This is a genomic window from Bradyrhizobium oligotrophicum S58, from assembly GCF_000344805.1.
Classification (GTDB): Bacteria; Pseudomonadota; Alphaproteobacteria; order Rhizobiales; family Xanthobacteraceae; genus Bradyrhizobium; species Bradyrhizobium oligotrophicum.
On record NC_020453.1, the window covers coordinates 1,275,784 to 1,299,051 of the forward strand.

General features: G+C 66.3%; 23 protein-coding genes, 1 tRNA gene and 1 pseudogene. 16 read left to right on the forward strand and 9 right to left on the reverse strand.

Annotated features, from left to right (window positions below):
* Window positions 1–39: 39 nt before the first annotated feature.
* Window positions 40–1,125, forward strand: a complete 1,086-nt coding sequence (locus S58_RS05475; protein WP_015664250.1) for an AbrB family transcriptional regulator — start codon at window positions 40–42, stop codon at window positions 1,123–1,125.
* Here the strand turns inward: S58_RS05475 and S58_RS05480 are convergent.
* Window positions 1,122–1,655, reverse strand: a complete 534-nt coding sequence (locus tag S58_RS05480; protein WP_015664251.1) for a disulfide bond formation protein B — start codon at window positions 1,653–1,655, stop codon at window positions 1,122–1,124. The genes S58_RS05475 and S58_RS05480 overlap by 4 nt on opposite strands.
* 176 nt (window positions 1,656–1,831) lie before the next feature.
* On the opposite strand from S58_RS05480, the gene S58_RS05485 reads away from it, so the two are divergent.
* A tRNA-Leu gene (locus S58_RS05485) sits at window positions 1,832–1,916 on the forward strand.
* Between the two features lie 287 nt (window positions 1,917–2,203).
* Here the strand turns inward: S58_RS05485 and S58_RS38275 are convergent.
* Window positions 2,204–2,494 carry a hypothetical protein gene (locus S58_RS38275; protein ID WP_162472347.1) on the reverse strand — a complete coding sequence of 97 codons (291 nt, stop codon included), beginning with the start codon at window positions 2,492–2,494 and terminating at the stop codon, window positions 2,204–2,206.
* A gap of 47 nt (window positions 2,495–2,541) precedes the next feature.
* On the opposite strand from S58_RS38275, the gene S58_RS05490 reads away from it, so the two are divergent.
* Entirely contained in the window at window positions 2,542–2,931 is a 390-nt protein-coding gene (locus tag S58_RS05490) for a COG4315 family predicted lipoprotein (protein ID WP_015664252.1), read from the forward strand.
* Window positions 2,932–3,305: 374 nt separating this feature from the next.
* Here S58_RS05490 and S58_RS05495 read toward each other — a convergent pair whose 3' ends face one another.
* From S58_RS05495 to S58_RS05515, 5 genes are all read right to left on the reverse strand, one after another.
* Window positions 3,306–5,267 (reverse strand): putative bifunctional diguanylate cyclase/phosphodiesterase, encoded by a 1,962-nt coding sequence (locus S58_RS05495; protein WP_015664253.1) that lies wholly within the window; start codon window positions 5,265–5,267, stop codon window positions 3,306–3,308.
* A gap of 227 nt (window positions 5,268–5,494) precedes the next feature.
* Window positions 5,495–6,052: an HNH endonuclease gene (locus S58_RS05500; RefSeq protein WP_042340571.1), complete on the reverse strand. Its 558-nt coding sequence runs from the start codon at window positions 6,050–6,052 to the stop codon at window positions 5,495–5,497.
* Window positions 6,053–6,274: 222 nt separating this feature from the next.
* Window positions 6,275–7,249, reverse strand: a complete 975-nt coding sequence (locus S58_RS05505) for a peptidyl-alpha-hydroxyglycine alpha-amidating lyase family protein (protein ID WP_015664255.1) — start codon at window positions 7,247–7,249, stop codon at window positions 6,275–6,277.
* 75 nt (window positions 7,250–7,324) lie between these two features.
* Window positions 7,325–8,416, reverse strand: a complete 1,092-nt coding sequence (locus tag S58_RS05510) for a DUF2855 family protein (protein WP_015664256.1) — start codon at window positions 8,414–8,416, stop codon at window positions 7,325–7,327.
* Between the two features lie 108 nt (window positions 8,417–8,524).
* Window positions 8,525–9,178, reverse strand: a complete 654-nt coding sequence (locus tag S58_RS05515; protein WP_015664257.1) for a DNA-3-methyladenine glycosylase family protein — start codon at window positions 9,176–9,178, stop codon at window positions 8,525–8,527.
* A gap of 94 nt (window positions 9,179–9,272) precedes the next feature.
* Here S58_RS05515 and S58_RS05520 point away from each other — a divergent pair, with 94 nt between their 5' ends.
* From S58_RS05520 to S58_RS05535, 3 genes are all read left to right on the forward strand, one after another.
* Window positions 9,273–10,139 carry a nucleotidyltransferase domain-containing protein gene (locus S58_RS05520; protein WP_015664258.1) on the forward strand — a complete coding sequence of 289 codons (867 nt, stop codon included), beginning with the start codon at window positions 9,273–9,275 and terminating at the stop codon, window positions 10,137–10,139.
* Window positions 10,139–11,008: a tRNA glutamyl-Q(34) synthetase GluQRS gene (gene gluQRS / locus S58_RS05525; protein ID WP_042340572.1), complete on the forward strand. Its 870-nt coding sequence runs from the start codon at window positions 10,139–10,141 to the stop codon at window positions 11,006–11,008. The genes S58_RS05520 and gluQRS overlap by 1 nt, the downstream gene beginning before the upstream one ends.
* 612 nt (window positions 11,009–11,620) lie before the next feature.
* Entirely contained in the window at window positions 11,621–12,763 is a 1,143-nt protein-coding gene (locus S58_RS05535; protein WP_015664261.1) for an ATP-binding protein, read from the forward strand.
* Here S58_RS05535 and S58_RS05540 read toward each other — a convergent pair.
* Window positions 12,690–13,583 (reverse strand): YihY/virulence factor BrkB family protein, encoded by an 894-nt coding sequence (locus tag S58_RS05540; RefSeq protein ID WP_042340573.1) that lies wholly within the window; start codon window positions 13,581–13,583, stop codon window positions 12,690–12,692. The two genes, S58_RS05535 and S58_RS05540, sit on opposite strands and share 74 nt — an antisense overlap.
* A 129-nt stretch (window positions 13,584–13,712) precedes the next feature.
* Here S58_RS05540 and S58_RS05545 point away from each other — a divergent pair, with 129 nt between their 5' ends.
* The 6 genes from S58_RS05545 to S58_RS05570 all read left to right on the forward strand — a co-directional run bounded on the left by S58_RS05545 (window position 13,713) and on the right by S58_RS05570 (window position 17,614).
* Complete coding sequence (locus tag S58_RS05545; RefSeq protein WP_015664263.1) at window positions 13,713–13,907, forward strand: twin transmembrane helix small protein; 195 nt, start codon at window positions 13,713–13,715, stop codon at window positions 13,905–13,907.
* A 56-nt stretch (window positions 13,908–13,963) separates the two neighbouring features.
* On the forward strand, window positions 13,964–14,536 hold the full coding sequence (locus S58_RS05550) for a cob(I)yrinic acid a,c-diamide adenosyltransferase (protein WP_015664264.1): 573 nt from the start codon (window positions 13,964–13,966) through the stop codon (window positions 14,534–14,536).
* A 118-nt stretch (window positions 14,537–14,654) separates the two neighbouring features.
* Window positions 14,655–15,404, forward strand: coding sequence for an electron transfer flavoprotein subunit beta/FixA family protein (locus tag S58_RS05555; RefSeq protein WP_015664265.1), 750 nt, complete (start codon window positions 14,655–14,657; stop codon window positions 15,402–15,404).
* Window positions 15,404–16,348 (forward strand): electron transfer flavoprotein subunit alpha/FixB family protein, encoded by a 945-nt coding sequence (locus S58_RS05560; RefSeq protein ID WP_015664266.1) that lies wholly within the window; start codon window positions 15,404–15,406, stop codon window positions 16,346–16,348. Before S58_RS05555 ends, S58_RS05560 begins: the two co-directional genes overlap by 1 nt.
* Window positions 16,349–16,447: 99 nt before the next feature.
* The gene (locus tag S58_RS05565; RefSeq protein ID WP_015664267.1) at window positions 16,448–17,326 is read left to right on the forward strand and encodes a 3-hydroxybutyryl-CoA dehydrogenase; all 879 of its coding nucleotides are present in this window, start codon (window positions 16,448–16,450) and stop codon (window positions 17,324–17,326) included.
* Between the two features lie 90 nt (window positions 17,327–17,416).
* Complete coding sequence (locus S58_RS05570; RefSeq protein ID WP_015664268.1) at window positions 17,417–17,614, forward strand: putative motility protein; 198 nt, start codon at window positions 17,417–17,419, stop codon at window positions 17,612–17,614.
* Between the two features lie 9 nt (window positions 17,615–17,623).
* On the opposite strand, the gene tlpA is transcribed toward S58_RS05570, so the two are convergent.
* On the reverse strand, window positions 17,624–18,316 hold the full coding sequence (gene tlpA / locus S58_RS05575) for a thiol:disulfide interchange protein TlpA (RefSeq protein ID WP_042338817.1): 693 nt from the start codon (window positions 18,314–18,316) through the stop codon (window positions 17,624–17,626).
* A gap of 99 nt (window positions 18,317–18,415) precedes the next feature.
* On the opposite strand from tlpA, the gene argH reads away from it, so the two are divergent.
* From argH to S58_RS05595, 4 genes and pseudogenes are all read left to right on the forward strand, one after another.
* A complete protein-coding gene (argH, locus tag S58_RS05580; RefSeq protein ID WP_042338819.1) occupies window positions 18,416–19,807 on the forward strand; it encodes an argininosuccinate lyase in 1,392 nt (463 codons plus the stop codon).
* Between the two features lie 83 nt (window positions 19,808–19,890).
* On the forward strand, window positions 19,891–20,184 hold the full coding sequence (gene lptM, locus S58_RS05585) for an LPS translocon maturation chaperone LptM (protein WP_015664271.1): 294 nt from the start codon (window positions 19,891–19,893) through the stop codon (window positions 20,182–20,184).
* A 275-nt stretch (window positions 20,185–20,459) separates the two neighbouring features.
* Window positions 20,460–21,725, forward strand: a complete 1,266-nt coding sequence (lysA, locus tag S58_RS05590) for a diaminopimelate decarboxylase (RefSeq protein WP_015664272.1) — start codon at window positions 20,460–20,462, stop codon at window positions 21,723–21,725.
* A 292-nt stretch (window positions 21,726–22,017) separates the two neighbouring features.
* Window positions 22,018–22,614: pseudogene (locus S58_RS05595) on the forward strand (Asd/ArgC dimerization domain-containing protein); the annotation flags it as partial.
* Window positions 22,615–23,268: the final 654 nt, after the last annotated feature.

Below are 23,268 nucleotides of genomic sequence, written 5' to 3' on the forward strand. Positions count from 1 at the left end.
GGGAATTGTTCGCAAGTCACGCATTTGGCATAAGGCGCCGTGCGCCAGATCATCTCCTCCCTCCCGTTCGACCTGCCGAGCCGCGCCAAGACCCTGGGCGCGCTCGAGACGCTCGCCCTCGGCACTGCCGGCGGCCTGATCTTCCTCGTCGCCCATCTGCCGGGCGGCCTGATCTCCGGCGCGATGATCGCGACCGCGATCGCCGCGATTGCCGGCCGCCCCCTGGCGATGCCGCCGATCCTGACCCAGACCGTGCTGCTGCTGCTCGGCATCTCGATCGGGGCGGTGGTGTCGCGCGAGCTGATCAACCATGTCAGCGCCTATCCGCTGACGATCGCGCTGCTGGCGCTGGCGACCTTCTGCTCGACCTTCGGCTCCAGCCTCTATCTGCAGCGCATCCACGGCTGGGACCGCACCTCGGCGCTGCTCGCCGGCAGCCCCGGCGCGCTGTCGCAGATCACGATGCTGGCGGTCGAGCGCGGCGCCGACCTGCCGGCGATCGCCGTGGTGCAGACCCTGCGCGTGATCATCCTGACCGCGGCACTGCCGCTGGTGCTGGCGATCGCCGGCGTCGCGCCCGCCGCGCCGATCTCACTTGGCCAGAGCGTCGCCTCGCCGCTCGGGCTGCTCGCGCTGCTGGTCGCCTCGCTGGGGGCGGCGATGCTGATGCAGCTGATCAAGTTTCCGGCGAGCTGGCTGTTCGGCGCCATGGTCGCGAGCGGCGTGCTGCACGGCACCGGCCTGATCGAGGGCGGCCTGCCGGAATGGATGCGCGGCGTGGCGCTGGTTGGCATCGGCGCGCTGATCGGCAGCCGTTTCGCGCGGATGCGGGTGAAGACCCTGGTCGGCCACATCAGGGCCGCGCTCGGCTCGTTCGCGATCGCGGTGGCGATCTCGGCCGCGTTCGTCACCGTGATCGTGCTGACGACGCATGTGCGCTTCTCGGACACCATCGTCGCGTTCGCGCCGGGCGCGATGGACGCGATGATGGCGCTGGCGCTGACCCTGCACATCGACCCGATCTTCGTCGGCGCCCATCACCTCTCGCGCTTCGTCTTCGTCACCATCGCCACCCCCGGCATCGTCCATCTGTTCGGACGGCCCCAGGACGACGTCGACGATTAGGTGCGCGTCCGAGTCATGCCCCAGCTGGCGACGGCGGCGATGAACAGCGAGATCAGCACGCTGTAGCCGGCGAGCGACAGGCCGAGGAAGCGAAACTGCACCTCGTCGCAGCGCACGACCTTCACGCTGTCGAGCCGATCCAGGAGAGTGCCGGCGCTGCCGAGATTGCCGACCGGCCCGGTGCATTCGGTGGGGCCCTGCCAGAAGCCCCATTCGACGCCGGAGTGATAGACGCCGAGCCCGGCATTGCCGAGCGCCGCCAGCGCGACCAGGCCGAGGCCGCACCAGACCAGCCCGCGCGGCGCACCGCCCCTCGCGGCGAGCGCGATCAAGAGCCCGAGCGGCACGATCGCATAATACGCCCAGCGCTGCTTGAGGCAGAGCTCGCAGGGCTGCAGGCCCCAGACCAGCTGCATGTACCAGGCGCCCGCCAGGGTCGCCGCCGCGATGCCGGCCGCCAGCAAGGCCGCCGTCACCGCCGGGCTCATGACTCCCGCCGCCGGGCGCGCCATCACAGACGTATTGGTCATCGATCCCTCCGCAACGGACAAGCCTTCGGCGGCACGCCGGGCCGTTCCGGCTCCTACTCCCGCCAGCGAAACCTGTCGAGACACCAGTCCATCACGTCCGTGCGGGTTGACCCTGCCCGGCCGCCCGCTATAGTCCGCCCCGCTTCGCTGGTTCCTGCACAGGGTCCGATGCGAATGCCCCTGTGGCGGAACTGGTAGACGCGCTCGACTCAAAATCGAGTTCCGCAAGGAGTGCTGGTTCGATTCCGGCCAGGGGCACCATTTTGGCGCTCACCCTGATTCGCCGAAATCCGTTTCTCCCTCAATTCAGAGTTGACCGCCGTTTGCCGTGAGCCGACGTTCGCCCTGTTTTGTTGGTGTCCGCCCCTCTGCTGGTCTCCTTGATGGTAGTCCGCTGGGTGATGGCATCGCGCTTTTGGATGGAATCGGACCACGCCGGCCATCCGGCACCTGAAGCCGGCAGAAAAAGACCACAAGCGCTCCGATGAAAGCGGGCTGTTCACGCTCGTCACCGCGACCGGATCGAAGCTGTGGCGCTTCGCCGATCGTTACGACCGCAAGCAGAAGCTGCTCGCGATCGGCACGCACCAAACGGGAGCACGCATCCCTCTAGCCGCAAGCAAGGCGCCGCCGTCAGCGTGCTCGCGAGAATAGCGCCGACGCGCCTCGTCGCCAACGTCGTCATGGCGATGCGCTACGACATCAAACACATTTGTATCGATTTTATTCCCGCCGCGAGTGGCTTTGCGCCACGGCGGGATGCGGTAACGCACACGATCTATGACGACGTCTTGCCCGACCGAGCCGAAAGATGCGCAGCCGATGGAATAGAAGGCCATGCGAAGCGTCTTTACTGGCGCGTTCAACAACTCGCTCAGGAGATGACATGTTCAAGACCAGCATTCGCACGCTGCTCGCCGCTGCTACGATGTCGACGCTGACGATAGGCATCGCGCTCGCCGCACCGACCCAGACCGGCGCCACCTCCAAGGGGCCGGCACTGACCGACGACAAAGGCATGACGCTCTATACGTTCGACAAGGATAGCGACGGGAAATCCGCCTGCAACGGCCCGTGCGTCGGTAACTGGCCGGTTCTGAAAGCCGAAAGCAGTGACAAGCCGGCTGACGGCTACACGATCGTCACGCGCGACGACGGCTCCAAGCAGTGGGCCTACAAGGGCCGGCCGCTCTACACCTTCGTCAAGGATCAGAAGCCAGGCGACGTGAACGGCGACGGCTTCCTCAACGGAGCCTGGCACATCGCCAAGCCGTGATGGGGGGCCCGGCGCCGGTCGGCGGTCAGCCGGCGCCGGACAGCAGCGAACATCCACAGCGCCACGAAGCGGGCGATCGTCTCGGCGCTGGATGTCGTGTAGAGCGGCGCGAAGTCAGCCCCGGCGGCTGTCCCTGATCATGCAGGAGGCGAGACCGTTCCAGGCCGCGTCTCTTGTCGGCGGACTCGAAGTCGCGCGCGGCAGGCTCGATCGGTACTGCGCGGTCGCGGTCGCGCTTCATGCCCGTCGGCCAATCGGTCGGATGAGGCGACCTCATCGAGCTTACTTTGTCCAGCCGCTTCGCTAAAAATATTCGTGTTCCGCTTTTTCGGAATTCACGCCCATCTCCCGATCCGCATTCGCAGGCGCTGCAGCTACGCGCTGCGCGGCAGAGGCTCGGCCGCTGTTGCCACAGCGTGGCGACGCTGCGCGAGCCAGGCGATCGCGTCGTCCTCCCTCATCGGCCGGCCATAGAGCCAGCCCTGCCCGTAGGAGCAGCCGAGCATGCGAAGGCACTCCGCATCCTCTTCGTTCTCGACGCCCTCGGCGATGAGGCGGTGGCCGAGCGGCAGCGCCACGGCGGTGATGGCGGCGACGAGCTGCTGATCCCTGCGATTCCTGGCGATGCCGTGGATGAAGGAGCGGTCGATCTTGATCGTGTCGATCTCGACCGCCATCAGGTTCGCGATGGAGGAGTGGCCGACGCCGAAATCGTCGATCGCCAGGCCAAAGCCGTATTGGTCGATCAGCTTCAATTCGTCGGCGCAGCGCTTGGGATCGAACATCGCCTCCTCGGTGACCTCGATCTCGATCCGCTTGGGGTCGACGCCGTAACGTTCCGAGACGGTCTTGAGGGTCTGTGCCGGCGAGTGGATCGGAAACTCGCGCGGCGAGACGTTGATCGACACCCCGACCGTCGGCGCTTTCTTGCGGTCGAGCGCGCGCAGGAAGGCGCAGACGCGCTCGCCGACGAACTCGGTGAGCTGGCCGGACAGGCGCAGCCGGATCGCCGCGGAGACGATGTCCGGCGGCGGGATCAAGCCGGCGCTCGGATGCTTCCAGCGCAGCAGCGCCTCGAAGCCGATGACGTCCTGGGTCGCCATCGCGACCTGGGGCTGGAATTCGACGTGCAGCTCGCGGCGCGCCAGTGCCGCCGGCAGCTCCGCATCGAGTCGGCGCTGCAGCGTGAGTGCGGACTGCATCTCGGCATCGAACACCCGCATGCAGGCGCGGCCGTCATCCTTGGCGCGATAGAGCGCGACATCGGCCCGCGCGGAGAGCTCCTCGATGTCGATATTGCCGCCCGCGTCCGCGGCGATGCCGATCGAGCAACTGACGGGCAACATCTGGCCCGCGATCACCAGCGGCTGCGTGAGGGTGGCCATCAGCCATTCGGCAAAGGCGACGGACCGGCTGGTGACATCGTCGCCTTGCATCACGACGACGAACTCGTCACCTCCCAGGCGAACCGGCAGATCGTCCGCGTGGCAGGCAGACCGCAGCAGCGCGGCGATGGCCTGAATGACGCGGTCGCCGGCATCGTGGCCCCGGGCATCGTTGATGGTCTTGAAGTTGTCGACGTCGATCAGGAGGAATGCGACCCCACGCCCGGAACGGCACGCCGCGGCGGCCACGGTGCGGAAGTGGCCGCGGTTGGCGAGCCCGGTCAGCGAGTCCGTGCGGACCAGCCGCTCCAGGGCGTGGTTGGCCTCGGCCACGGACTCCGCCAGCACCGTCGCTTCGATGGCGGTATTCTGGCTCGCGATGAAATTGCGCTCGCCGAGCCGCGATGCGCGGAACAGCATCAAGGTCAGGAAGGCGACGTCGGCTGCGACGATGTAGTCGACGTCGCTGCCGGACATCAGCATCCGCAACACGGTCGAGCCCATCAGCGGCGCGCCAAAGGCGATCGCCATCGGCGAATAAGCGAGACTCTGGATGATGGCGCCGGTGGTGGTGCCGGCCATGATGAAGACGACGTCGTTGACGTTGTGGGCCTGCGAGAATGCCGGCAGTCCGAGCGGCACGACGGACCACAGCACTCCGCTTGCGAAGGCCATGATCGTGAGAAGGCGCAGCACCCGCTGCGGATCGCGCTCGATCCGTCCCGAGGACTTCAGGTGGGAGACCCATCCGGCGCGCAGCGAGGCGAACGAGATGGCGGCTGCCAGCCACCAGAAGATCAGCGTCCCGCCTTCCCTGACGTAGAGCAGCAGCGCCAGCGAGACCGCAATCGCCACGTTCGAGAACAGCGTCAGAAAGATGTTCTGCAGCGAGCTCGCGGCCTGGGCCTTCGCGAGCGCCGCTGCTTTGCACTCGGTGGGTGCGGTCTGCATGCGCGAAACGGATGGCCCTGCTCGAACGGTGACGAAAGCGGGCAGCCATGGCGGCCCACGCGGCAACGCGCGAGCATGCTGAACAGGGGCCTAAGGTGGGGTTAATCCAGTCCAATATACCGCCAGGCGACCGAGCCATCGGCGAGCGGATCGGGGCGGTCAAGCGGACGTACGGCGCCGGTCCGAGATCACAACGGCGCGCGAAAATCCCCGACCGAGCCGATCCGCTACGGATCGAGCTCGGTGTCCCAATAGAGATAGTCGAGCCAGCTGTCGTGCAGGTAGTTCGGCGGGAACAGCCGGCCGTTGCGGTGGAGCTGGTGGACGGTCGGCGCGTAGGGCGCCTGCTTGGGAAACATCTTGGCCTGCTGCGGCGTCAGATTGCCCTTGCGCAGATTGCAGGGCGAGCAGGCGGCGACGACGTTCTCCCAGGTGGTCTGGCCACCCTTGCTGCGCGGGATGACGTGATCGAAGGTCAGGTCGTCGCCGGAATGGCAGTACTGGCAGGCAAAGCGGTCGCGCAGGAACACGTTGAAGCGGGTGAAAGCCGGATGCGTCGACGGCTTCACGAAGGATTTCAGCGAAACCACGCTGGGCAGCTGGATTTCGAACGACGGACTTCGAATCGCGCGGTCGTAATACTCGACGATGTTGACGCGATCGAGGAACACCGCCTTGATCGCGTCTTGCCACGACCAGAGAGACAGCGGGTAGTAACTCAGCGGCCGGAAGTCCGCGTTCAGCACCAACACCGGCCAACCGCCTTGCGAGACATGTGCGTTCAAGTAACGCTCCTGGCCTCCATAACGGCTGCGAAGCAGCATGCTCCCACATACTACATGCAGCGTGACGGGATTGTGAAGCCCCAAGAATGGCTTGACACGGCTTCTCCCGTCGTTCGAGGGCGCACCCGAAAGGCGTCGAAACGGCGGCCGGACGGCCCGCCGCTGCACTGCAAATCAGTTGCAGATCCGCGGTCGCCGCCCTGGCCAGCCGGCGGGCCGCGGTCAGGCCGAAACCCGCTCCAGCTTCTGCAGGCAGAGGCGGATCATGACCTCGTCGGGCATCGGCCGGTCAGGGAAGCTCGTGCTCCAATTGGTGACGCCGACCTCGCCGACATAGATGTCGCCGCGGCTGTCGATCGCGAGGCCGTGCGGCGCCAGGAAACGCCCGGTTTCCAGGCCCGGGCCGTGCTCGCCGCCCAGCCGCGCCAGTCGCTTGCCGCCCGCATCCGCGATGGTGAGGCGAGGGCCGAGATTGGGAACGTTGAGGTTGACGGGCATGCCCGGACCGAGCTCGCCGATGATGAAGGTCTTGCGCCGAGCGCCGCAGGCACACAGCGCACATGGCCGGTGCAGATTGTTCCACTGCGTCTCGTAGCGGCCATCGCCGTCGAAAATCTGGATGCGGTGGTTCTCGCGGTCGGCGACATAGACGAAGCCGTCTTCGTCGGTCGCAATGTTGTGAACGATGTTGAACTGGCCGGGATCGGAGCCCGGCTCGCCCCAACTGCGGATCAGCCGGCCGTCGGGCCTGTATTTGTGGACCCGCGCATTGCCGTAGCCGTCGGAGACGTAGATCTCGCCTGACGGCGACAGCGCGGTGTGGGTGCAGCGGTTGAACGGCTCGCCGCTCATGAACGGGGTCGGACGCTCCGGCAGGCCGATGGTCAGCAGCACCTTGCCCTCGGGGGTGCATTTGCGCACGGTGTGATCACCATCGTCGGTGCAATAGAGATTGTCGTCGGCGTCGATCGACAGGCCGTGGGCGCGGCTGAACAGCCCCTCGCCAAAACTCCTGATGAAATTGCCGTCGCGGTCGAACACGATCATCGGATGGGCGCCGCGATTGAAGGCGTAGACGCGGTCCTTGCTGTCGACGGCCACCGAGGCGACGTCGGTCAGCGCCCAGCCGTCTGGCAGCTTGGCCCAGTTCTTGACGACGCGGTAGCTGTGCTCGCCAGAGCCGAGGATGGGGGACATGAAGTAGCCTCCGAGAATTCGCACAATCCGAGTTGGCGCAAGGCTACACGCGACCGGCACCCTGCGGAAAGCGCCTCATTCTGCCATCGTCAGCATGTGCCCCTGGTCCGGCGGAATGCGTCCTTGCAGCGTATCGAGATAGACGCGCTGCACCGCGTCGGGACCGTGTCCGTCCACGACCGTCAGCCAGCCATCGAGCCGCGGGGCGAAGTCCTGCCACGCCGCGCCGAGCCGCCTTTCGATGCCGCCGGCCCCCCATTCCCTGGCGCGCTTCCTGATCTGGTCGGGTGCGAAGAACCAGGCCGGCTTAGCGCCGGGAAGCGCCTCTGCGTCGTCGATGCCGTCCTGATGCGTCAGCCCGACGCGGCCGGAATAGACGAGGTTGTCGCCGTAGTGCCGATGCAGCGCGGCGCGCAGGCCGGCGTTGCCGGCCATGTCGACGAACGCTGCACGCGACCTCGCGTCGAGCTTGTCGACCGCGTCGTAGGTCACGACGTCGTCGTAGCAGCCGAGCGAGCGGACGAAGGCTGCATTCGATGGCGAGGTCAGCCCGATCACGCCGATGCCTCGGCGCTGCGTATGCAACAGATGGGCGAGCCCGAACGCGGTTTTGCTCGAGGCGGAGGACAGGATCACGGTCGTGGCGCCGAAATGCGCCTGTTCGGCGAGAAAGTCGTCGACCAGGAACGACAGCATGAACAGCGGGCGCAGCAGCGCCTGATAGTCGCCTTGCCGTCCGGCGAAGGCCGGATCGCCGCCGACCCGCGCATAGGCGTTGTAGACCGGCGCGACGTCCTGCCGGTGCGCGGCCGCATCGCGCAGGCCGCGCTTGCTCACATCGGCGGCCTCGATGACGAGATGCGTCGCCATCGGGAAGTAGCCGAACAGCCGCTCGCCTTCGGCGACGGCAGGATGGCGCGACGCGATCACGTCGCCGAACCCCCACACCGGAATGATGCCGAAGCCGCCGGGCGCAGGAAACAGCCGCCAATATTTCAACTGCTCGCCGAGCAGGGCATAGGTGATGTTGTTGGCGGTGAAGGCGAAGCGGTCGACCTTCACCAGCAGCGCCTCGGCAGGAAGCGCGTCGCCATCGGGAAGCTCGGTGACGATCGTCTTGCATTGTGCCAGATCGTTGCGCGCGACGATGAAGTCGGACGATTGCATGATGAAGACCTCCGCCGTTCGATGATGTGGGCCGTGGTGCGATCCTGGCCGACATCGATGACCGTTTTGCAACCCCAACTTTGTTTGAAACGGCGTTCGCCGGAGCTGTTAGTTCGCCGGCGTGATGACGCCCTCGCGTTTCTTCAGCACGCGGTAATAGCTCCACCACAGATGCGCCGCCGCGCCGCGCAGCGGCCGCCACGTTTCGGCCAGCGGCATCATCTGCTTGGCCGTCGGCCGCGTCGCAAGGCCGAGCCCGACCTTGACGGCCTCCTGCACGGCGAGGTCGCCGGCCGGCCACGCATCGCCATGACCGAGGCAGAACAGCAGATAGACGTCCGCGGTCCACGGTCCGATGCCGGGCAGGGCCGTCAACGTCGCGTGCGCGGCATCGGCGTCCTCATTGGCCAGCACATCGAGATTGAGGGTTTCGGCGGCCAGCTCGCGCGCAATGTGCTTCAGCGTCTTGATCTTGGCGGCGGAAAGCCCAAGCCGACCCAACCGGTCGGCACGGGCGCGGCGGATTGCGTCGTGATCGAACGGATCGAACGCCGCCTGCAGCCGGCCCCAGATCGCTGCCGCACTCGCGGTCGACAATTGCTGGCCGCAGACGATGTGCGCGATGCCGGCAAAGCCCGGCTCCCGCCGCCGCAACGCCGGCATGCCGGTGGCGGCGAGGATCGGCGCCAGCCGCTTGTCCTGCTTCACCAGGTCGCGGATCGCGTCCTCGAGAAGGTCCTGGCTGTCGAGATGGAGGGTCATGGGGCTGCTGGACGCAATGCGACGCGGTGGGTCACCCGGTGGACTGCATCGAGGCCTGAGGCTAAGGCAACATCAGTCAAGGCTGGAACTCTCCATGAGCTTGCGTAGCATCCCATCCGACATGGACCGCGGCAAGGTGGCCGGGGTCGACTCCCTGCTGGATCGTGTCGTTCGCGAGCACGGCGTGTTTCTGCCGCTCGCGATCGAGAGCGGCAGCCGCGCCTGGGGCTTTGCCTCGCCCGACAGCGACTATGATTGCAGGTTCGTCTATGTGCGGCGCGCGGGCGATCATATCAAGCCATGGCCGGTGCGCGACGTCATCGAGTTTCCGCTGGCGGATGATTTCGATGCCAATGGCTGGGATCTCGCCAAGGCGCTGCGCCTGCTGCTGAAGGGCAACGCCGTCATCATCGAGTGGCTGCGGTCGCCGGTCGTGTATCGCGGGATCGCGTGGTTTCGCGACGACTTGCTCGCCTTCGCGAGAAGCGTGGCGAACCGCGATGCCATCGCCCGGCATTACCTGCACCTCGGCGAGCGGCAGCGACGGGTGTATTTCGGCGACGGCGCCAGCATCGCACAGAAGAAGATCTTCTATGCGCTGCGGCCGGCCGCGACGCTGCGCTGGTTGCGCCTGCATTCGACCGAGGCGGTGGCGCCGATGCATTTCCCCACCTTGATGGCAGAGTGCGACCCGCCGGCTGCCTTGAAAGAGGAAGTCGTGGATCTCATGCGTCGGAAAGCGTTGACACATGAACTCGGCAGCGCCGCCCTGCCGCCGGCCGTGGCCGATTTCATCGATGCAGAATTCGCGCTGGCCCGATCGGCTTTCGGGGATGGTCGCGGCAGCGCGGGCGAGGGGATACAGCAAGCAGAGCAATTTTACCGGACCGTCGTCGAGCGCCTGGAACGCGAAGCACAGGCAGAGCAGGGGCGGCGATCTGTTTCCCCGATTCCATCATGATGCCACCCGTTTTCCGATTCGCCCCGAGCCCGAACGGCTATCTGCATCTCGGCCACGCTTATTCGGCGCTGTTGAACTTCCGATGCGCGCAGCAGAGCGGCGGTCGCTTGCTGCTGCGGATCGAGGACATCGACCCGACCCGCTGCCGCCCCGCGTTCGAGCAGGCGATCCTTGAGGACCTCGCCTGGCTCGGCATCAGCTGGGAGCAGCCGGTGCGGCGGCAATCGGAGCACTTGGCCGAATACCGTGCTGCGCTGGAGCGGCTGCAGGGGATGGGGCTGGTCTATCCGAGCTTCGAGAGCCGGGCCGAGATCGCCCGGCTGGTCGCGCAGCGGGACGCGGATGGGGCCTGGCCGCGCGACCCTGATGGGGCGCCGCTCTATCCGGGAGCCGGAACGGCGCTCTCTGAAGCGCGGCGTCAAGAGCTGATGGCCAGCGGCGCACCCTATGCCCTGCGGCTCGACATGGAAGCGGCGGTCGCGCGCGCCGGCAGGCTGGCCTGGGACGAGCACGGCGCCGGGCCTTCGGGCGAGACCGGTACGGTCGAAGCAAGGCCGGGCGCCTGGGGGGATGTCATCCTGGCGCGCAAGGAGACGCCGACCAGCTATCACCTCTCCGTCGTGATCGACGACGCCCTGCAGGGGGTGACGGAGGTGGTCCGCGGACAGGATCTTTTCCACGCCACCAGCGTCCACCGGCTGCTGCAGGCGCTGCTCGGCCTGTCCCCGCCGGTCTATCGGCACCACCAACTGATTCGCGACGTCCAGGGCCAAAAGCTGTCGAAATCCACTCAGGCGACGGGATTGCGCACATTGCGCGCCGAAGGCGTCTCGCCGACGGAAATCCGACACAGGATCGGCGTGGTCTAGCCGTGTCCTGCCGCAAGCCGCGATATCTCCGAATGTTTCCGGCGGGGACAACCTCTGGGGCATCGTGACACCCGGGAACGACCGTGCCATGCTGCTCGGTGGCGCGGGTAATCGGGAGCTTCAATCGAAAGCGGCACGACGAGACATGACAGTAAAAGTGCCCCTTCGTTTTTCGGAGTTCATGTCACAGGGGCCATGATGAAGCGCGTTCGGAAGATGAGTACGGGGCGTCGGGCCCGACCGGCCAAGCCGGCTGCGCCCAGGCCCGCAGGCGCGTCCAGGTCGCCCGGTGGAAAGATGCCCTCTGGGAGGGCGTCCTCGAAGGCTTCCTCCAAAGCACGGAAGCCGAAGACGCCAGCCGCTGAGGCGGCGCCGGCCAAGGAGCGCGCGAAGGCGCGACCGCTCCAGAAGCACGTTCCTCAGGTCACGGCGATGGCGGGGAGCCGGCGGAACGCGGCCAAGCCTGGATCAGCCAAGCCTGGATCAACCAAGTCCGGATCAACCAAGTCCGGATCAGCCAAGTCCGTATCGAGCAAGTCCGTATCGGCGAAGGCATCGGTGTCCAGGACTGGCGGTATGGGAGCGCCTGGGGCGGGCGTCGTAGAAGCGGCCTTGGCGGTGTTCGCCCACGAGGTGCGCACGCCCCTGACTGGCATTCTCGCCATCAGCGACCTGCTCGCCACGTCCGAGCTCGGCGAGCGCGAGCGGCGCTGGGTCGATACGATCAAGGCGGGGGCGGAGCACCTGTCGAGCCTGGCCACCCTGTTCGTCGATGCCGCGAAGGACGAGTCGGCGGGAGCGTTGCCGCGCGAGGATCTGTTCGACTTGCGGGTCCTGGCGCGTGCCGCCGGCGACTCGCTGTCGGGCCGAGCTGCGGCAAAGGGACTGGAGGCCAAGGTCGAGGTCTCTGACGAATTGCCGGGGCTCGTGATCGGCGATCCCGTGCGGCTGCGCGCCGCGCTCGAAAACCTGATCGACAATGCGGTGAAGTTCACCGAGCAGGGCGGCGTTGCGCTGGAGATTGCGCTGGCTGGCAGGGCCGGCCGCGGCAGGCCGGCGAAGCGCGCCGCCAAGGGCAAGGTTGCGATCGCCTTCAAGGTCTCGGATTCGGGAATCGGCCTGACCTTGCAGGAAATCAAGCGGCTGTTCCGTCCGTTCACCCAGGCCAATGTCTCGATCGCCTCGCGTTTCGGCGGCGCCGGCCTCGGCCTGTCGTCGGTGCGGCAATTGGCCCGCGCGATGGGCGGCGATGTCGCCGTGGCGCCGCACCCTGGCGGCGGCACGACCTTCACGCTGACGGTCACGCTGACAGTCGCAACGGCGCCGCACACGACGGCGGGGGACGGCGAGGACGGTGTGACCCTGGCGCCGACCCGCCCGCTACGAATTCTGGGAGTCGAGGACAATCCGTTCGGCCGCGTGGTGCTCAACACGATCCTCAACGAGCTCGGCCACCAGGCCGAGTTCATCGGCCGCGGCGAGGCCGCACCCGAGCGGATCGCGGCCGGCAGCTACGATGCGGTGCTGATGGACATGGTGCTGCCCGGCATCAACGGCGTGGAGGCCATCGCGCGGGTACGCAGTCTGGAGGGCCCTCAAGGGGCCATCCCGATCATCGGTGTATCCGGGCGTGGCGAGGACGAGGCGGCGTCGCGCGCTGCCGGTGCGGACGCGTTCCTGCTCAAGCCCGTCTCGCCGCGGGCTCTAGCGACTGCGCTTCTTGCAGCGACACACCGCGCGGCAGCCGCGACTTGATGATCGATGCGTTCAGTTCGCCGCCATAGACGAAGATCGCGGCGATGAAATACAGGAACACCAGCGCGATGATCACCGATGCGAGACCTGCATACATGGTCACGTAGTTGTAGGCGAAGCGCGCCAGATACTGGCCGAACACGATGCCCGACACCAGCGACGCGATGAAGGTGAAGACGATGCCGGGCATGATCTGCATGAAGCTGCGCCGCCCGGCCGGCAGCCAGGCGTGCAGGATGAACAGCGCGACGATCAGGGCGCTGATGGTGATGCCGTAGCGCGACAGGTTGACGAAGCGCTCGTTGGCTTCGACCGCCAGCGGCAGATAGCGCCGGGCGGTGGCCAGCATCAGCGGCCCGAGCACGATCAGGAACGACATCGCCAGCGCCGTGATCGCGGCCACCAGGGTATAGCCGATCGATTCCAGCCGCAGCCAGTACCAGCGGCGCTGCTCGATCACGCCATAGGCGCGGTTGAGCGCCACCCGCAGCGCCTCGACGCCGTTGGAGGCGAAGTAGACCGCGAGCACGGCGCCGATGGTCAGCGCATCGGTCCGGGTCGTGGTCAGCACGTCGTGGATCTCTCCGGTCAGCGCGTCCGCCACCTGGGCCGGCCAAGTCTCGAGCATCAGGGTGGCGGCCTGGTCGGCCAGGTCCTTGGAGCCGAGAAAGCCGGCAAGCGAGGTCAGCACGATCAGGAACGGGAACAGCGCCATCAGGGTCGACAGCGCGATATGGCTGGCGATCGCCCAGCCGTCATCGGCGAGGAATGTGTAGAACGCGTCCATGACGACGTGGAAGATGTAGCGAAGCGCCTTCACCTGTTCCTGCACTCCGCGAAACAACGTCCTTGTACATTCTGATATTACGAGCCCAAAAGCCAGAAGTTGCAGCGTCGGGTGCCCCGATCCGCCATGGCGCTCCTGCTTCGGCGGTGTTATCTAGCCCAAATGGCCTCACTTCTCGGTAAATTCATCCTTCCGATCGCGGTCGGCGCTGTCGCCCTGGTGCTGTTTCTCGGCCTCGTCAACATGACGCGCGGCGGTTCGCCGAACCTGTCGCAGAAGCTGATGCGCTGGCGGGTGATCCTGCAGTTCGTGGCGGTCGTCATTGCCATGGCGGCCATCTGGGCCATGGGGCGCTGAGAAATGCGGCGCTGAGAAGCGCGACGCTGAGCAAACTGAGACGTTGAGAAAACAGCATGGTGGTCCTCAATCGCATCTACACGCGGACCGGTGACGACGGCACGACCGCGCTCGGCAATGGCGAGCGCCGTCCCAAATACGATCTGCGCGTCTGTGCCTATGGAACCGTCGATGAGACCAACGCTGCGATCGGCGTGGTGCGGCTGCATCTCGCCGACGCGCTTGAGATCGACGCCATGCTCGGCCGGATCCAGAACGACCTGTTCGACCTCGGCGCTGATCTCGCGGTGCCGCAGCGCGAGGGAAAGGCGGAGCGGCTGCGGGTCGTGTCCAGCCAGGTCGATCGCCTCGAGCGCGACATCGATACGCTGAACGAACGGCTATCGCCGCTGACCTCGTTCGTGCTGCCCGGTGGAACCCCGGCCGCGGCGCATCTGCACGTCGCGCGCACCATTTGCCGCAGGGCGGAACGGATCATGGCGGAACTCGCAGGCCGGCCCGACGAGCCGGTGAGCGAGGCCGCCATTCGTTATATGAACCGGCTGTCGGATTTCCTGTTCGTGGCCAGCAGGGCCGCGAACGGGAACGGCGCCGGCGATGTGTTGTGGGTGCCCGGGCAAAACCGTTAACCCGGAGGCGTGCGGGCTAGCGATTTTTCGCCCGTCGCGCGTTGACCGGGGGGTACGGGGGCTTTAGGTTCCGCGCCCGAAAGGTCAACCCCGGACAATTTATAGCGAAAGAGGATCGATGAAGGTTCTGGTGCCGGTCAAGCGGGTGGTCGACTACAACGTCAAGGTCCGCGTCAAGAGCGACGGATCGGGCGTTGAGCTCGCCAACGTCAAGATGTCGATGAATCCGTTCGACGAGATCGCCGTCGAGGAAGCGCTGCGGCTGAAGGAAGCCGGCAAGGCGACCGAGGTGGTGGTGGTCTCGATCGGGCCTGCGCAGGCCTCGGAGACGATCCGCACCGCGCTCGCGATGGGAGCCGACCGCGGCATCCTGGTCAAGGCCGAGGGCAATGTGGAACCGCTGGGGGTCGCCAAGATCCTCATGGCCATCGCCCAGGACGAGCAGCCGGGGCTGATCATCCTCGGCAAGCAGGCGATCGACGACGATTCCAACCAGACCGGCCAGATGCTGGCCGCGCTGCTCGGCTGGGCGCAGGCGACGTTCGCCTCCAAGCTCGAGGTCGAAGGCTCCGACTTCAAGGTCACGCGCGAGGTCGATGGCGGCCTGCAGACCGTCAAGCTCAAGGGGCCGGCGATCGTCACCACCGACCTCCGCCTCAACGAGCCGCGCTACGCGTCGCTGCCGAATATCATGAAGGCGAAGAAGAAGCCGATCGCCGAGAAGACCGCGGCCGATACCGGCGTTGATCTCACGCCGCGTCTCGAGGTCGTCAAGACCACCGAGCCGGCGGGCCGCAAGGCCGGCGTCAAGGTCAAGGACGTCGCCGAGCTCGTCAACAAACTCAAGACCGAGGCGGGGGTGCTCTGATGGCCACGCTGCTGATTGCCGAACACGACAACACCGCGATCAAGGACGCGACCAACAAGGCGCTGACGGCGGCTGCCGCGCTCGGCGCCGATGTCGACGTGCTGGTCGCAGGCCAAGGCGCCAAGGGCGCCGCCGACGCGGCTGCCAAGCTCGCCGGCGTCAAGAAAGTGCTGCTGGCCGACGATGCGGCCTATGCGCATGATCTCGCCGAACCGCTCGCCGACCTCGTCGTCAAGCTCGCTGCCAATTACGACGCGATCGTCGCGCCGGCGACCTCGCGCTTCAAGAACGTGATGCCGCGGATCGCAGCCCTGCTCGACGTGATGCAGGTGTCGGAGATCATCAAGGTCGTGGCGCCCGACACGTTCGAGCGGCCGATCTATGCCGGCAATGCGATCCAGACCGTGAAGTCGAAGGACGCGAAGAAGGTCATCACCGTGCGCACCTCGACCTTTGCCGCGGCAGGCGAGGGTGGCAGCGCGTCGGTCGAGACCGTGGCCGCCGCCGGTGACCCGGCGCTGTCGAGCTTCGTCGGCGAGGAGGTCGCCAAGAGCGACCGTCCCGAGCTGACCTCGGCCAAGATCATCGTCTCCGGCGGCCGTGCGATGCAGAGCCGCGAGAACTTCGCCAAGTACATCGAGCCGCTCGCCGACAAGCTCGGCGCCGGCGTCGGCGCCTCGCGCGCCGCGGTCGATGCCGGCTACGCGCCGAACGACTGGCAGGTCGGGCAGACCGGCAAGGTCGTCGCCCCGGAGCTCTACGTGGCGGTCGGCATTTCAGGCGCCATTCAGCATCTGGCCGGTATGAAGGACTCCAAGGTGATCGTCGCGATCAACAAGGACGAGGACGCGCCGATCTTCCAGGTCGCCGATTACGGTCTGGTGGCGGACCTCTACCAGGCCGTTCCCGAATTGACGGACGCGCTCGGCAAGCTCGGCAAGTAACGCTGACGACACCGGCCGCGTGGGACCGCGGCGGCCGGTGTTCTCACTTCCAAGGGCATGGACGGGCGCAGATGGCGTGCCGTTCCGGTGGATGACAACATGGCTAAGATCAACAAGCTCGGTGTGATCGGCGCAGGACAGATGGGCAGCGGCATCGCGCATGTCGCCGCGCTGGCCGGGCTCGACGTGGTGCTCAACGACGTCACCGCCGACCGGTTGAAATCGGGCATGGCGACCATCAACGGCAATCTGACCCGTCAGGTCGCCAAGAAGGTCATTTCCGAAGACGCCCGCAGCGAGGCGCTGAAGCATATCTCGCTGGCCGACAGCCTCGACGGGCTCGCCGATTGCGATCTCGTCATCGAGACCGCGATCGAGAAGGAGGACGTCAAGCGCAAGATCTTCCACGATCTCTGCGCCGTCCTGAAGCCGGAAGCGATCATCGCCTCCAACACCTCGTCGATCTCGATCACGCGGCTCGCCGCCTGCACCGACCGCCCCGAGCGCTTCATCGGCATCCATTTCATGAACCCGGTTCCGTTGATGGAGCTGGTGGAGCTGATCCGCGGCATCGCTACCGACGACACGACCTTCGAGGCCGCCAAGGAATTCGTCGGACGGCTCGGCAAGCTGGTCGCGGTGTCCGAGGATTTCCCGGCCTTCATCGTCAACCGCATCCTGCTGCCGATGATCAACGAGGCGATCTACACGCTGTATGAAGGCGTCGGCAACGTCGAGGCGATCGATGCGGCGATGAAGCTCGGCGCCCATCACCCGATGGGCCCGCTGGAGCTCGCCGATTTCATCGGCCTGGATACCTGTCTGTCGATCATGCAGGTGCTGCACGAGGGCCTCGCCGATTCCAAATACCGGCCGTGTCCGCTGCTGGTGAAATATGTCGAGGCCGGCTGGCTCGGCCGCAAGACGCAGCGCGGCTTCTACGACTATCGCGGTCCCAAGCCGGTGCCGACGCGCTAAAATCATACCGCTGCTGCGCAGCCGGAGCCTGCATCGATACGCTTCGTTAAGGCTCCTGGGCTAGCGTGCTCTCCAGCGAGGTAAGTGCGTATGGATATGAGCTTGGTGGCTGCGGTCATGGCGCAGCAGGCGAGTGCGACCCAGCAGCAGGTCGCGACGTCGGTCCTGAAGCAGAACCTGAACGCCCAGAAGGATGCGGTCATGACGCTGCTGGGTGGCGCGCAGCAGACGCTGTCGCTCGCCAATGCCGGCCCCGGCGTCGGCGGCAACCTCAACATCGCCGCCTGATATTTCTACTTAAAGCCCCGCCGCGGCCTTCGACGTCGCCGCCTGGATCAGCTTGACGGCGTCGTCGCTGTTCCACTCGGCGGGACCGGCGATGGTCGCGATCTCGCAGCCCTGGCCGTCGACCAGCACCGAGGTCGGCATGCCCAAGGCGCGGCCGACCGCCTTCAGGTCCTGGAACACCTTTGCCTTCTGGTCGCTGAAATAGGCCAGCTTCGTCAGCTTGGCGTCATTCAGGAACGCCTTGGGCTTGTCCGGATCGCGGGTGTCGATGTTGACCGCGACCACCTGGAAATCGTCGCTGCCGAGCTTGGCCTGCAGCCCGTCCAGCGCCGGCATTTCCTTGCGGCAGGGCACGCACCAGGTCGCCCACAGGTTCAATAGCACCGTCTTGCCGCGAAAATCCGACAGTTTCGCAGGCCGGCCGCTGGCATCGTCGAACGCCAGATCCGGCAGCCGCAGCGGCGTCGTCGCAGCCGTCAGCGCCGCCACCTCGCCCTTGATCAGCGGCGCGATCCGCGCGGCGGTGGCCACCGCCGCCTGGCAGGCCTGGTCGCCTGCCGGGCGGCCCTTCAGCAGGCCGCCGAAGGCTACGGCGGCGATGCCGCCGGCCACGGCGACCACCAGGATCGTGCCGGCCGCGAGCACGGTCCGGCGCGGGACAGCGGGACGGGCAGGGGACTGGTCAGGCTTATCGTTTGTCATCTCGGGTCGGTTGCGGCTATCAGAGGCGCGAATTTCGCAGGTGCGGACGGTGTGTCCCATCCCGTGGCGATCAGCAAGGTTTTCAGAAGCGGTTCAGGCATGAGCAACACGATGTGGGGCGGACGGTTCTCGGAGCGTCCCGACGAGATCATGGAGGACATCAACGTCTCGATCGACGTCGATCGCCATCTCTATGCGCAGGATATCGCCGCTTCCAAGGCGCACGCCGCCATGCTCGCCGCCCAGGGCATCATCACCACGGGTGATGCGAAAAATATCGGCAAGGGTCTAGACACGATTCTGTCAGAGATCACCAAGGGTTCCTTCGAGTTCAAGCGGGCCCTGGAAGACATCCATATGAACGTCGAGAGCCGCCTCAGCGAGCTGATCGGCCCCGCCGCCGGCCGCCTGCACACCGCGCGCTCCCGCAACGACCAGGTCGCGACCGATTTCCGCCTGTTCGTGCGCGACGAGATCGACGCCATCGACGCCGCGCTCGCAGCCTATCAGCACGCGCTGGCGACCCGCGCACTCGACTACGCCGGCACGGTCATGCCCGGCTTCACCCATCTGCAGACCGCCCAGCCCGTTACGTTCGGCCACCATCTGCTCGCCTATGTCGAGATGGCCAGTCGCGACCGCGGCCGTTTCCTCGATGCCCGCAAGCGCCTCAACGAATCGCCGCTGGGCGCGGCCGCGCTCGCCGGCACCTCGTTCCCGATCGACCGCCACGCCACCGCCGAGGCGCTCGGCTTCGACCGCCCGATGGCCAATTCGCTCGACGCCGTGTCGGACCGCGACTTCGTGCTGGAGACGCTCTCCGCCGCCTCGATCTGCGCGGTGCACCTGTCGCGCTTCGCCGAGGAGATCGTGATCTGGACCTCGCCGCTGGTCGGCCTGATCAAGCTGTCGGACAAGTTCACCACCGGCTCCTCGATCATGCCGCAGAAGCGCAATCCTGATGCCGCCGAGCTGGTGCGCGCCAAGACCGGCCGCGTCATCGGCGCGCTCAACGGCCTCCTGATCGTGATGAAGGGCCTGCCGCTCGCCTACCAGAAGGACATGCAGGAGGATAAGCAGGGCGCGATGGAGGCGTTTGCGGCGCTGTCGCTCGCCGTGCGCGCCATGACCGGCATGGCGCTCGACCTCGTGCCCGACGAGGCCCGCATGAAGGCCGCCGCCGGCGAGGGCTACGCCACCGCCACCGACCTCGCCGACTGGCTGGTGCGCACCCTGAAGATGCCGTTCCGCGAGGCCCATCACGTGACGGGACGCATCGTCGCGCTCGCCGCCAAGCAAGGCGTGGCGCTGCACGAGCTGCCGCTGCAGGCGATGCAGGAGGTCGAGCCGAAGATCACGGCCGAGGTGCTCGGCGTGCTCTCGGTCGAAGCGTCCGTGAAGAGCCGCACCAGCTATGGCGGCACCGCGCCGAAGAACGTGGCGTCGCAAGCCAAGGCCTGGCTGAAGCGGCTGGAAAAACAGCGAAAGTAGGGCTGCTGTCCGAAATTTGACCGGTCCGGCGTGGCACTCCGGCACTCGTCAGGCGGGGGCAATCTCTGTATGGTGCCGCCCGCATGGGGATCTCACACGTGAATCGCAGCCGTCGTCCAACCTCCGCCGCCCGGGCCGTCCTCGTCCTCGGCGCCACAGCTCTTCTGCTGGCCGCCTGCGGCCGCAAGGGCCCGTTGGACCTGCCGGCGAACTCCCCGCCCGCTCCGCAGATGTCCGCCGCCCCAGCCGACACCGCCACCGACACTGCCAACAAACCCGGCCTGTTCAACTCCGGCTACGGCGCCGACGCCGCCCCCGCCGCCACCCGCGGCCAGAAGAAACCCTTCTTCCTGGATCCGCTGCTCGACAGCAAATAGGGTACGAACTCAGCTCGCTGAGCGGTTGGTGCCACCCTCCCCTGGAGGGGGAGGGTCGCCTCACGTTGAGCGAAGCGAAACGCGAGGCGGGGTGGGGTGATCTCTCCACGCACACCGCCGTCGCGGAGACATCACCCCACCCCGCTCGCCCGCTTCGCGTGCGATCGACCCTCCTCCTCCAGGGGAGGGTGGCAGCGTGAATTGACATTCCCGCTGGTTTCCCGGCAATTCGCCGCCACAATCCCCTCTCGCAGCCCCGCGCGCGGACCTGACCCATGAACCATTTCGACTACCGCGACGGCGTGCTGCACGCCGAGGCCGTCAATCTCACCTCACTCGCGGCCACCGTCGGGACCCCGTTCTACTGCTACTCCACCGCCACGCTTGAGCGGCACTACCGCGTGTTCGCGGACGCCTTCGCCGGCCAGGACGTCTTGATCTGCTACGCGATGAAGGCCAATTCCAACCAGTCGGTGCTGCGCACGCTCGCCAAGCTGGGCGCCGGCGCCGACGTCGTCTCCGGCGGCGAGCTGAAGCGCGCGCTGGCGGCCGGCATCCCCGCACGGAAGATCGTGTTCTCAGGCGTCGGCAAGACAGAGGCCGAGCTGCGCGCCGCGCTCGCGGCCGACATCCACTGCCTCAACATCGAGTCCGAGCCCGAGCTCGATCTGCTGGCGCGGCTCGCCCAGGAGACCGGCCACACCGCCCGCATCTCGGTGCGCGTCAACCCGGACGTCGATGCCGGCACGCACGCCAAGATCTCGACCGGCAAGTCGGAGAACAAGTTCGGCATTCCCTTGGAGCACGCCCGCAAGGTCTACGCCCGCGCGGCCAAGATGAAGGGCATCGCCGTCACCGGCGTCGACGTCCACATCGGCAGCCAGATCACCGATCTCGGCCCCATGGAGACCGCGTTCCGCATCCTCACCGAGTTCGTGCAGACCCTGCGCGCCGATGGCCACACCATCAGCCACGTCGATTTCGGCGGCGGCCTCGGCATCCCCTATCACCTCGACGGTGCGGTGCCGCCGGAGCCCGCCGCCTATGCCGCGATGGTCAAGCGCATCTCGCACAATCTCGGCTGCACCCTGATGTTCGAGCCCGGCCGCATGATCGTCGGCAATGCCGGCATCCTCGTCGCCAAGGTGATCTATGTGAAGCACGGCGAGGCCAAGAACTTCGTCATCATCGACGCCGCGATGAACGACCTGATCCGCCCGACGCTCTACGAGGCCCATCACGACATCCTGCCCGTGAAGCAGCCCGCGCCGAACGCGCCGGCGTTCGTGGCCGATGTCGTCGGGCCGGTCTGCGAAAGCGGCGACTACCTCGCCCTCGACCGCGCGCTGCCCGAACCTGCGCCCGGCGACCTCCTCGCCATCATGACCGCAGGCGCCTACGGCGCCGTGCAGGCCTGCACCTACAACACCCGCGCGCTGGTGCCCGAGGTGCTGGTGAAGGGGGATCAGGCCGCGGTGATCCGGCCGCGGATCGAGGTCGAGCAGCTGATCGCGATGGATACGCCGGCGCCGTGGTTGTGAGGGGATGCGTCGTAAGTTGGACAATCCGGATCGAACAATCCCGGTCTGATCTGACGTGAATGATGCTGGATGGCGCAAGCCTTCGCTTGATGCGCGCGTCAAGTCGCCACAGAGTACGACACGACCGTTTCCGATGTCCGCGTCGCATTGAATATGGACATGTAAGCCCCACTGTCATCGTCCGCGAAAGCGGACGATCCAGTACGCCGTGACGTCTCGGTTCAATATCCACTGCCGCGGAGTACTGGATGCCCCGCTTTCGCGGAGCATGACAGCGGTGGAGGCGGCGAGAGCGCGACCCACAAGCTTCCCGGCGGCCGCGCTGACCCCGCTGGCGCCGCTGCTCGCCGACCGGCCGATCGCGCCCGAGAACATCGTGATCGACGCCAAGACCGGCATCTCCGGCGCCGGCCGTGGCGGCGGCAGTGGCTTCGGCTACGCCGAGAGCAACGAGAACCTGATCCCCTACGGCCTGCTCAGGCACGTCCACATGCCCGAGATCGAAAGCACGATCGCGCGTATCAGCGGCGGCAGCGCCGCCGGGCTGGTATTCACGCCGCATCTGGTGCCGATGACCCGCGGCATCCTCGCCACCATCTACGCCCGCGGCCGCGCCACCACCGAGCAGTGTCTGAACGCCGCCCGCCGCTTCTACGAAGGCCGCGCCTTCGTCCGCGTCACCGACAAGCCGCCGCAGACCAAATGGGCCACCGGCTCCAACCTCGCCTTCGTCAGCTACGCCGCCGACCCCGAGCGCAACCTGGTAATCGCGATGGGCGTCGTCGACAATCTCGGCAAGGGCGCGGCGGGGCAGGCGGTGCAGAACGCGAATTTGATGTGCGGGCTGCCGGAGACTGCGGGGCTGGATGGGGCGCCGGTTTGGCCGTGAGGGTTTTGCCGAGTCTATCCTAGTCGTCACGGTGACGGATGTAGAGCATGGCAACGCCAAGAACTTCGTGAGCATCGATGTCGTGGCTGTGAGGGGCAGGGCTGTTCGCGGGCCGGCATCTCGTGAATTAATCACTCCCCAACCAAAGGCAGCGTCGTCTAAAACCAGCACTCCTGATAGACGCGGCAATAGGCTCCTGTGAACCTGTTCCGATGATTAAATCCATCGGTCTGTTCAAACCGCAGCATCCACGCGCCAACCAACGTCGCGAAAACGATCGCTCCTGCCAAAATTATCCGGCTGTCCATTTTGCACTCAGAGCAGTTGGGGACGTTATCAGATCCAGGGTAAAATACGGATAGCGTCTACGTTATTGAGTGCTGTCCCACTAGGACGCTCACCAACGGAATTTAGGGCACTCGCGCATAGGGCAGATACTCTGGCCTTCAGTCCAGACGAGCAATGATAGGCACTGCTGTTCGCAAAAGAACGTTCATTAAGGCGCCATCCTGGTCTTGGACTGGCCCTTGGACTCTAGAAAACGCGCTATGCAAAGTATATACTATAGATTAGTCGCCGGCTGGGCGCTCCCGGCTTGGTGACTTGGATCGCCATGGCTGCAACCACGGCGATCCAATCGCATACGATGCTTGA

Coding starts and splice junctions, on each gene's coding strand:
- gluQRS (WP_042340572.1), top strand. CDS start 10,139: ATGCCACCCGTTTTCCGATTCGCCCCGAGCCCGAACGGCTATCTGCAT.
- S58_RS05495 (WP_015664253.1), bottom strand. CDS start 5,267: ATGCAGACCGCACCCACCGAGTGCAAAGCAGCGGCGCTCGCGAAGGCC.
- S58_RS05570 (WP_015664268.1), top strand. CDS start 17,417: ATGGATATGAGCTTGGTGGCTGCGGTCATGGCGCAGCAGGCGAGTGCG.
- S58_RS38275 (WP_162472347.1), bottom strand. CDS start 2,494: ATGGCCTTCTATTCCATCGGCTGCGCATCTTTCGGCTCGGTCGGGCAA.
- S58_RS05480 (WP_015664251.1), bottom strand. CDS start 1,655: ATGACCAATACGTCTGTGATGGCGCGCCCGGCGGCGGGAGTCATGAGC.
- lysA (WP_015664272.1), top strand. CDS start 20,460: ATGAACCATTTCGACTACCGCGACGGCGTGCTGCACGCCGAGGCCGTC.
- S58_RS05565 (WP_015664267.1), top strand. CDS start 16,448: ATGGCTAAGATCAACAAGCTCGGTGTGATCGGCGCAGGACAGATGGGC.
- S58_RS05555 (WP_015664265.1), top strand. CDS start 14,655: ATGAAGGTTCTGGTGCCGGTCAAGCGGGTGGTCGACTACAACGTCAAG.
- S58_RS05515 (WP_015664257.1), bottom strand. CDS start 9,178: ATGACCCTCCATCTCGACAGCCAGGACCTTCTCGAGGACGCGATCCGC.
- S58_RS05520 (WP_015664258.1), top strand. CDS start 9,273: ATGAGCTTGCGTAGCATCCCATCCGACATGGACCGCGGCAAGGTGGCC.
- S58_RS05510 (WP_015664256.1), bottom strand. CDS start 8,416: ATGCAATCGTCCGACTTCATCGTCGCGCGCAACGATCTGGCACAATGC.
- lptM (WP_015664271.1), top strand. CDS start 19,891: ATGGGGATCTCACACGTGAATCGCAGCCGTCGTCCAACCTCCGCCGCC.
- S58_RS05550 (WP_015664264.1), top strand. CDS start 13,964: ATGGTGGTCCTCAATCGCATCTACACGCGGACCGGTGACGACGGCACG.
- argH (WP_042338819.1), top strand. CDS start 18,416: ATGAGCAACACGATGTGGGGCGGACGGTTCTCGGAGCGTCCCGACGAG.
- tlpA (WP_042338817.1), bottom strand. CDS start 18,316: ATGACAAACGATAAGCCTGACCAGTCCCCTGCCCGTCCCGCTGTCCCG.
- S58_RS05505 (WP_015664255.1), bottom strand. CDS start 7,249: ATGTCCCCCATCCTCGGCTCTGGCGAGCACAGCTACCGCGTCGTCAAG.
- S58_RS05560 (WP_015664266.1), top strand. CDS start 15,404: ATGGCCACGCTGCTGATTGCCGAACACGACAACACCGCGATCAAGGAC.
- S58_RS05490 (WP_015664252.1), top strand. CDS start 2,542: ATGTTCAAGACCAGCATTCGCACGCTGCTCGCCGCTGCTACGATGTCG.
- S58_RS05545 (WP_015664263.1), top strand. CDS start 13,713: ATGGCCTCACTTCTCGGTAAATTCATCCTTCCGATCGCGGTCGGCGCT.